The organism is uncultured Maribacter sp. (assembly GCF_947500405.1).
In the GTDB taxonomy this organism is placed as follows: domain Bacteria; phylum Bacteroidota; class Bacteroidia; order Flavobacteriales; family Flavobacteriaceae; genus Maribacter_B.
On sequence record NZ_CANMRY010000023.1, the window covers coordinates 1 to 4,161 of the forward strand.

Annotated in this window: 3 protein-coding genes; all 3 read right to left on the minus strand. The window is 28.7% G+C overall.

The annotated features are described in order from the left end of the window. Positions 1–204: 204 nt before the first annotated feature. The 3 genes from Q0945_RS15665 to Q0945_RS15675 all read right to left on the minus strand — a co-directional run bounded on the left by Q0945_RS15665 (position 205) and on the right by Q0945_RS15675 (position 3,975). Entirely contained in the window at positions 205–1,113 is a 909-nt protein-coding gene (locus tag Q0945_RS15665) for a hypothetical protein (RefSeq protein ID WP_299436497.1), read from the minus strand. Between the two features lie 650 nt (positions 1,114–1,763). After that, positions 1,764–2,444 (minus strand): hypothetical protein, encoded by a 681-nt coding sequence (locus tag Q0945_RS15670; RefSeq protein ID WP_299436500.1) that lies wholly within the window; start codon positions 2,442–2,444, stop codon positions 1,764–1,766. A gap of 148 nt (positions 2,445–2,592) precedes the next feature. Then, on the minus strand, positions 2,593–3,975 hold the full coding sequence (locus Q0945_RS15675; protein ID WP_299436503.1) for a hypothetical protein: 1,383 nt from the start codon (positions 3,973–3,975) through the stop codon (positions 2,593–2,595). Positions 3,976–4,161: the final 186 nt, after the last annotated feature.

A 4,161-nucleotide genomic window follows, 5' to 3' on the forward strand; every position in this document is an offset into this window, starting at 1 on the left:
AATTCAGACACACGAATCTTTTTTAGAATATTAAATTTAGTCAGAATTTTTCAGGTCAGCCATTAAGGGTAACGGTTTTGTGTATGATTAGTGGCGTGTTTTAGCATCTAATTTAGCAAATAAAAACCGAATAGAAAATCCGCGAGGATTTTCGTAAGTAGGCGAAAACTAGCCATTAATTATACACGTTGTTCTACGCAGTTTTTATTCAAAGTTTAATTTATTTCTAAAGTCAAAATCAGTCGTCTCACTATGCGATGAGTTAAATCCGCTTTTGAATTTCAATCCGTTTTCTTTTACTTTTTTCATTTGTTCTATAATCTCATCATTTGGTTTATAACCGTCATTTGTTGCTATTTTCAAAGCTGTGTACGCATAAACTCTACCAACTGGATTAGTTCCATATAATAGTTTTTCTAAAACTTCATATTTCTTTTGTTCTAAAAGTGTTTTAACAAATCCATTTGCTAAATGTGGATAATCCTCGTCTACTTGGAAAGCACCAAAATTGTATTCTACTTCATTTAAATTATAGTAGGTATTTAATTCATCAGGTGTGTACTTGTTAAGGTCAATTTCCAACGTGAAATTCGGATATGTTTTTTGATATTCCGCTAAATTCTTTTCGTGAATTTTAAAGTATTCCATATTCGCTCCGCTACAAGTTAATGGAATTGTGATTTCTTTTAAGTAGATATTTTCAAAAACATTTTCTTCAACTTCTGTATCTAATCTTGAATAGATAATTAAATCATTATAAGTCAGTGTTTTTAGATTGAAATTTGTATAACCACCATAAAAATTGTGCGATATTAGCTTTAAATTATCTAATAATTCTATTGTTCTGCTAGAGGTATTTCTATTTCCAGTTAGCAAATCAGGATAAGTTTTTAAATATTCAGTTAGTGTTGGTTTTAAATCAGCTATTGGATTAACCATTTCTTTGAAACGAATTAAGTCCGTTTTAACCCATTCAGGATTTGGATTTGGATTTTTGTCTTTCGGTCTGCAAGTGTGACAATTTTCTAATTCAGCTTTATTTAATTCATACACATTCTGTCCATTGCACGAGCAAAGAAGCAAAAACATTAATATAGAAGTTATAAATTTCATTGGTTTGGCAAATTGCGTAGAACGTTTACGTATAAGAATAGTTGCGTGTTTGTGTGCGAGGATTTTCCGCAGGAAAATCAGATGTAACAAATAAGCAACGACCTTTGGTTGAGCACTAAACTAGTAATTATTTTTATACATTGTTGTGCTTTCGTTGTTTTTTCTTTCAGTTTGAATTCAGTTGCTATTTCTTTTTTTAGCGTTTGAGTGAATTCAGTCAGCTTTATATTCCGCAATATTTTTCAATTCCGCAATTTGCTAAATTCTGCAACCTGTTCAGTTTTTCGTTTTTAAATTCCGATTCTATAAAACTTGCTAAAATTCAGATGCGATTTTCATTGTGCTTTTGAGTGAGAAATCAGCGTAATTTATTCAGCGTAAAATTTGTCAAAAGTCAGATGTTCTTAAATTGCTTGTTTCCGTTCTGAGTGCGTTCCGCAATGAAGTACAACGGTCTTGTGTATGAAACGTAGCGTGTAAAAAGACACTAACTTTTCGGATTAACACAGAGCCGAATTTTTATATTTTGTTTTTAATTTTTCTCTTTTTAAAAGCCAAATTAAAAATTTGGTGGTCTTCATAAATATACACAAACCTTTAGGTTAAGTACTTATTAGCTATGTTTTATACACCTTGTTGTGCGTAGTTTACTAATACATCTCTTGTTCATTCTCTACTTTAAATAATTCTAAATTCATTTTTTGTTCAATTTCATATTCTAATTCTTTTTTGCAACCTAACAAAATTGGTGCATCTTCAGAGGTTGTTATACACCATTTTAAATTGTCCTCAAAAAGACAAGTATCTAATTGGAAATCATATAATTCTTGTATTTCAAAATACTCTTTTAATGTGATGTTATTATATTCTTTTTGCAAATCAGTAGTATAATAATCATATTCTTCATTTTCACAGATAAGTAAGTTCATTTTTGAATTCTCGGATATTTTTTTCAAAGATTCTTTAAGTCTTTTTATACTCAAACTGTCCAAATAGTAAATCCCTGGATTTTTAGGAATTAATTCAACCGTCTTTTGTGAATATTCTACACCAAATCTATTCGCCAATTCTTTAATTGAAATTGCTTTATATAGTTCCTCTTTTTTCAGTAAAACATTAAACTCTTTTTCAATTTTGACACGTTTATTCATGTCTTCAAACGTTTCGTTTTTCATAGGATATTTGTCAAAAGGAAAATTTTCTATTATTCCATATACCCAATGGACAATAAATTTTGTTTCAAAAAAATCAGGCACGTAATGTTTTGCAAAATTCCAATTATCAGAATTTCGATTGTTATAGAAATCTTTAAAAACATTAAACAGCTTCATTTTTAATTACGCACAACGTTCTAGTGTATGATTTCGTTGCGTGCTTAAGCACTAAAGTTAGCAAATAATCACAGATAGAAAGTCCGCGAGGACTTTCGCAAGTAGGTTGTTACTAGCAATGAATTATACACATTGTTGTGCGTAGTTTTTATTCACGTTCAATTATTTCTCCGTCTAGTTTAAATCTTTTACAAGGCCATTGTACTCCAGCGTGTTCATTCCCAAATGCTTTATAATCATATTCTAATACTTTTTCACCTTGCATTAAATATAATAAAACGGTGTCGTCTGGAAGTAAAAACCAGACAGAACTATCATTATTTTTATTTCTAATTTCAAAAAAGATGGCTTGTTCAATAAATTTTCTGTCAAATCTATAATTGCAACCACAATTATTTTTTTGTGAAGTTTTTATGGCTTTTGGAATATCAAAACTCGGTTCGATATCAACAGTTTTATACCAATCTAAACTTTTGACATAATCGTCTTGTCTTTTCCAATCTTCTGGACTTTTATTTACACCGTCAATATTATATTTATTTATTGTTTTGTTGTTGAAGAAATAAATATCTAAAGTGCTTTGAGTATGCTTTTTTAGATAATCAGTAATAAACGGAATATCCTGTACTCTTTTTAATGCCTTTTGATAGTTATTAATAATTGAATCTCTCGAATAAATTGATTTTCCTTGTTTTGATGACATAAAAATCAAATCTACGTTTGGAAGCATTTTTTCGTTGTGAAGTTTTATTTTGAAGGTTTGTGGTTCATCCCAAATATATCTTCCACGTCCATAGACTTCTCCAAAATATTTGATGTCAAATTCCGTATCTAATTCCTTAATCTCTTTGTAATACGTGTACGCTGACAATTCATAAAGTTTAGTGATGTTATAGTCGATTATCTTGTTTGCAAGATATTTTTGAAGTTTATTTCCTTTTAGAGGTTTTGGTCTTTTTCTTAAATCAAGAATTATATTCTCAATCTCAAAATTGTAGTTTTTTGTTCCAGTTAATGAGTTTGTCCAAGGTATTTTGAAACCTCCAATAGATTTTCTTGAAGTGATTTCATTTACCAAAAGATTATTTTCAAAAATCCTAATTTGATATTCATCTCGATATCTTTGATGCATTGTTATACAACATCCATTATTTAGATAGTCTAAATAGTATTTTTTATAATTTTTTAAATCTTGAAGTTTGGGTTTAATAAAATCTTGTTGCTCTTGATTCCAATCTACTTTTGAGCGTTTATACTTCTTGATTAATTTTAAAGGGCTATTTAATATTTTCAGAGTATCAATTTTCGAGTTTGTGAATATGTCGTCTACAGTTTGAACATTAGAAATAGCATTTAATAAGTCAGATATTTTTCTATTATTTTCAATTTGAATACTATCAGTTGAATATAAATATTCATCATTATCAAATCCAGAAGCGTAAAGATTATGAATTAAATAAACTTCTTTTTTGATATTTTGAGAAAATCCGAATTGATAGATTAAAAGAAAGAATATTATTAGTCGATTCATTGATTTGGTTTTAGTTTCTCAAATGTATTTTTCTTTTCTGATTCAGAAAAGTCATATTGAGTGAACTATGCTTTTGGTTGAGTAACGAAGTTTTTCTCAAATTACGCACAACTAATTGTATAAGAGCTGTTGCCCTTATCCAAAATAATAATTGATACTAAGATATTACTTTTTTGTAATTAGTAT